5 protein-coding genes are annotated in these 4,409 nt (G+C 36.3%); 2 read left to right on the forward strand and 3 right to left on the reverse strand.

Annotated features, from left to right (window positions below):
* Positions 1-134: 134 nt before the first annotated feature.
* The 3 genes from ACKI67_RS10030 to ACKI67_RS10040 form a co-directional block, all read right to left on the reverse strand.
* Entirely contained in the window at positions 135-782 is a 648-nt protein-coding gene (locus tag ACKI67_RS10030) for a hypothetical protein (protein WP_407463393.1), read from the reverse strand.
* A gap of 55 nt (positions 783-837) precedes the next feature.
* Positions 838-1,509 (reverse strand): DUF6794 domain-containing protein, encoded by a 672-nt coding sequence (locus tag ACKI67_RS10035; protein WP_407463394.1) that lies wholly within the window; start codon positions 1,507-1,509, stop codon positions 838-840.
* A 185-nt stretch (positions 1,510-1,694) separates the two neighbouring features.
* Complete coding sequence (locus ACKI67_RS10040; RefSeq protein ID WP_407463395.1) at positions 1,695-2,963, reverse strand: MBL fold metallo-hydrolase RNA specificity domain-containing protein; 1,269 nt, start codon at positions 2,961-2,963, stop codon at positions 1,695-1,697.
* 453 nt (positions 2,964-3,416) lie between these two features.
* On the opposite strand from ACKI67_RS10040, the gene ACKI67_RS10045 reads away from it, so the two are divergent.
* A complete protein-coding gene (locus ACKI67_RS10045) occupies positions 3,417-4,184 on the forward strand; it encodes a tetratricopeptide repeat protein (protein WP_407463396.1) in 768 nt (255 codons plus the stop codon).
* Positions 4,185-4,215: 31 nt separating this feature from the next.
* Positions 4,216-4,409 (forward strand): hypothetical protein (locus ACKI67_RS10050; RefSeq protein ID WP_407463397.1); only part of this gene is annotated, 194 nt, incomplete at its 3' end.

A 4,409-nucleotide genomic window follows, 5' to 3' on the forward strand; every position in this document is an offset into this window, starting at 1 on the left:
GTCGTTTTCTAATAGATTGTCTATCCTTTCCTTTATCATTTCTTTATGGTCTTCAGAGATTCCGTCAAGGTATAATTCAATCACTCTCTTTTCAAATTCCTCATAGGTCATTGGGTATTCTTTTGCCATTATATTCATTCCTCCCAATTTGCAACAAGTGAAAGATACTTGATTTTAGGTGCATCATCCTCTTCAAATCTGTATCTTGGATATCTCATCATAGGGAATCCTACACCACCTTTCTGGTATTCAAATCTCCCTGAAAAGATCAAGTCTCCATCCTTATCATACATATTGCCCCTTACAGGATAATTGGGACCATAGCCTCCATTCACATTTATAATGCCTTCAAATTTGACTTGTCCGTTGGAATAGAATTCCTTTCCTTCAACCAGCCCTTTTCTGCCGAACACTCCTTCTTTATACTTTTTGCCATTGGAATAGTAAACTGTTCCAAGCCCATAAGGCTTGTCAAGTACAGTATATCCTTCATAAACCAATTCGCCACTATCGCCATACAATTTTTTATGTATGGCTTGTTCGTCATAATTGATCTTGTCTAAAAACTCAATTTCAGATATCCTTCCCTGTGTTGAGATATAGTATTTGTCAATTTCAAAGTAAATCCTGTGAATGACATTAATGACAATCACATATTCTCTACCGATAGGATTGTATTCAAAATGGTCTGCATACTTAAAATTATTTTGTTTTAGAAAATTTATCAAGCGATTTTCCTCTCTCTTACATGTTGGCTTAACAGCATAATCTCCTAACTGCATAACCTCACCCTCATTTTGATATTGTTTAAAAAAAATTAAAATGTTTAATTGTATTTTACTCTTTAGTTTTGATTATCTCATCGTAATCCTCTTGAATCCTTTCCCAAACCTTATCCAACAGGAATGAGGAAGCGCCATCTCCTGTGAAAGTGTCTCCACCATTTCTTTTAATATCAATTAGTAGATCAATGCTTCTTCCCCACAATCCAAAATTATTTCTGGCATACAAACCAAGTGAGAAGTCTGCCACTATTCCAAATTCAAATTTCTTGGTTTCTTTGGCATAAACTATGCTTTCCTTATCCAAAACTTCAATCAGACGGTTTACCGCTTCATCAACGGTTTTCGGGTATTGATTCAAATCAAATCCTAAATGCCCTTTATTTTTTATATATTCATCTATACGGCGTTCTGGGAATTGGCTATAACTAAAGTAATCCCACTCGTCTTCGCAAATTCTATAATCTATGGTTTCATCTTCACGCAGAGCAGATAATTCTTTATCGTCCCTTAGCTTATGATAAATAAGGTATAAGTTTAAGTATTGGAAATAAAATTCAATTACTAAATTTTCATCCGAATCTATCTTTTCCAAAAGAGCATCCTTAATTATATTTCCTTCATATTCGCTTAAGCCACCTAGCTTGAGCAGATCAATGAATTCATCCTTTAAACCCTCTTCTCCACAGAGATAATTGACAATCTCTTGCCTATCCTGTTTTTCCATACATACTTTACCCCCTATATGCTTAAAAAAAGTAATAATATATTCAACTCCATAACATATAAAGGTTCCTTTTAGAGTTACCTGTAAAAACAAGAAATAAAAGAAGAATTAAATGTAATTTAAATAATTAAAATAAAAATATAAAAAAAGAGTATTGATTTAAAATTTTACAGCATTGCAACAAGCTAGAACTTGTCATTCAGGTTTCTCGGATGAATCACCTGTATTCCATCATCCTTCAGGACATCAAATAGCTCGATTCGGGTTGTATGGACAGGATACAAAACATCAGGATTTATCTCCTTAATCATGTCCAGAAGCTGTGCTCCCCTTGCATGACCTGAAACGTGGAATGACTTGTTGATTGGAATGTTGAAGTGTCTAAGCCAGTTTTCAGTTATCTCATAGCTCAGTTCCATCTCCTCGTTGAATGGCTCGGTTATTGAATGGATGTAGATTGCATTCTTCGGCTTGATGTCAATCAGTTCCTTGAACGAGAAGTTGTCCAGTCTTAGGATGTAATGACCTTCATTTTCCTGAATGTCCTTGTAGTTCACTGCATTTGAGCATTCAATGAATGACCTTTCCCACTTGTCATATTCCTTTAGAGCCATCTCATCATCAGGAATCCTCCATTCATCCACGAATAATGCATAAGTGTCATGAGGATAGAATCCGTTTCCTTTTCTAGGGATGTAGATGCCTATATGCTCGTCATCAAGGGACGGATAAATGTTGCCTTCAGGGATTTCCTTCTCGATTAGATTCAGCATGTACGCCTGCTTCAAGTTGATCAATAATGTCCTGTCAGTATCCTTGGCAATGTTATGGAATGTAATCAGCCTGTCCAAATCCCTCATCGGGAAATTGGCTATGACCAAATGCCCATGATATTCATTGATTAAGTCATATGCTCCCTTCTCTATGTCCTCCTCGAATTCAAAGTAGCCTTCCTCATGGTGCTCTCCGCTTCCTATACGGGTTCCTTCGCATATCATGATGTCTGGAGAGAACTTGCTTGCCTCCTTTACAAATTTCTCGCTGTCCTTCTTGTTCCTTCCATGGAAACGCAAGTCTCCTGTATAAACTATCCTTTCATCACGGCCTTCAATGAGATAGGCTGCCGCTCCAGGCAGTGAATGGTCGACTGGCGCAAGCTGCACCTCCAAGTTGTTTATTGATTCCCTTTTGTAAGGCTCCAATATGCGGATATCCCTTTCTAGAGGAGGATTCTTTTCACTTGCTTTCCTTTTTGAATAGGTTCCCTTCTTATTGATGTAATACTCGAAATCAGGCTTGTATATTGTGATTTCCTTGGACCCCAATCCTGTGGCATCAATCACATCAAGGATTATCTTTGAATATGAGCTCATGTATATCGGAATGTCCTTCCTTAAGAAGCCTATGTAGTCCGCATGGTCTGCATGGGCATGTGACAACAAAAGCCCGTCCACCGCTGGCTTCTCCTCAAATGGAAGCCCCTTGTGCCTCAGGTAATCCTCACGGTATATTCCCTTTATGTCAGGAATCAGACCCATCTCAAAATAGTCCTCAAGCCCGTTTCCCTTTCGAGGACCCATGAAATCCCCAAAGTATCTTCCAACCTGTGTAAAGCTCATGCCGAAATCCAAAAGAAGTGAAGTTGAGTCCAGATTCACCTTAATCTTGTTTCCGCCAACCTCATTGACTCCACCGTAAAACTCTAAAGTGCTCATATCATAACCTCCTTCAAAAAGAAAAAAAATGTTTTGCTAAAATTAGATATATTTTTGTCTTTGGAATTAATTAAATATTGTCATGAATTAGTAAAAATAGATGGATTGAGATTTGGTGCAAATGTAATTTTAAAAGTGCTTACGAAAGTTTTATAAATGATTGTGAAACATTTTTAATTAGAGGGGTATTATATGTCAATTGATAAATTACTGTTAGAAATATACGAATTAACCGAATCTGAGGATTATGAAAAATCCTTAGAGTTATGCAATCAGATTTTAAAACTGGATGAAAGCAATGAAGATGCTTTGAATAACAAAGCATTGTCTCTTTTTAAATTAGGAAAGTGTGATGAAGCATTGGAAATATATAAGAAAATGCTTACGGAAAATCCTGTAGATGTTACAGCCATTGATGGAATCAAGAGAATGTCAAAGTCCTATGACATAGATACGTCAAAATACTATGATGACAGCCTATATGTCTCATGGATAAGCCTTATAAAGTCCAGAAACGATGCCATATGCCCAGACTGCGGAAGCCACTTGATGCCACTTACATTATGTCCTAGCGAAGAAATGATGGAACTGGATGAGATGGGATTTGATGTGGAGAACAATAATTACTATTGCAGGAATTGCGATTTTGAACTCTATATTGATGTTCTGAATATAGACTGCGGAAATCATCCGATTGAATGTGCTTACCTATATTATAAACTTGATGAGATTACAGTTCATATTAGGTATAATAAATATAGTGAAAATTTCTCATTGGATGAATTGAAGTCAAAGATGGATTACTTTGATGATGAGGAATTCAATGCATTCCTCAATAAGCTAAAGGAAGTTGATTACATCTGCGAAGATGAAGAAGGGCATGTGAGACTTGTGGAAGATATGGAAAACCATTGGTTTAAGCATTACATAAAATATGAGAGGCTTTGCAGAGAGCTTTGATTTAAAACTTATCATATGTGAAGTGATTTTAATGTGTGAAAAAAGAAGATTTGAAATGGAATATTATCTCCAGCGGTTAACCAACAATCATTTGGAATACTTATTTGGTTTAAAATTTGTTACATCAGAATTCGAACTTCCTGGATTAGCTGATGATATTGACTGCAAAAAACTAGAGGAATGTGGTAAAAAATCAGAATCCTTAAGGATTGATGGTTTAGCATT

Origin of the sequence: Methanobrevibacter sp., from assembly GCF_045577275.1 — an archaeon.
GTDB lineage: Archaea > Methanobacteriota > Methanobacteria > Methanobacteriales > Methanobacteriaceae > Methanobrevibacter.

What these genes read in the sequence shown, in the direction of transcription:
- ACKI67_RS10030 (WP_407463393.1), bottom strand. Translation starts at nt 782, where the DNA reads ATGCAGTTAGGAGATTATGCTGTTAAGCCAACATGTAAGAGAGAGGAA.
- ACKI67_RS10045 (WP_407463396.1), top strand. Translation starts at nt 3,417, where the DNA reads ATGTCAATTGATAAATTACTGTTAGAAATATACGAATTAACCGAATCT.
- ACKI67_RS10035 (WP_407463394.1), bottom strand. Translation starts at nt 1,509, where the DNA reads ATGGAAAAACAGGATAGGCAAGAGATTGTCAATTATCTCTGTGGAGAA.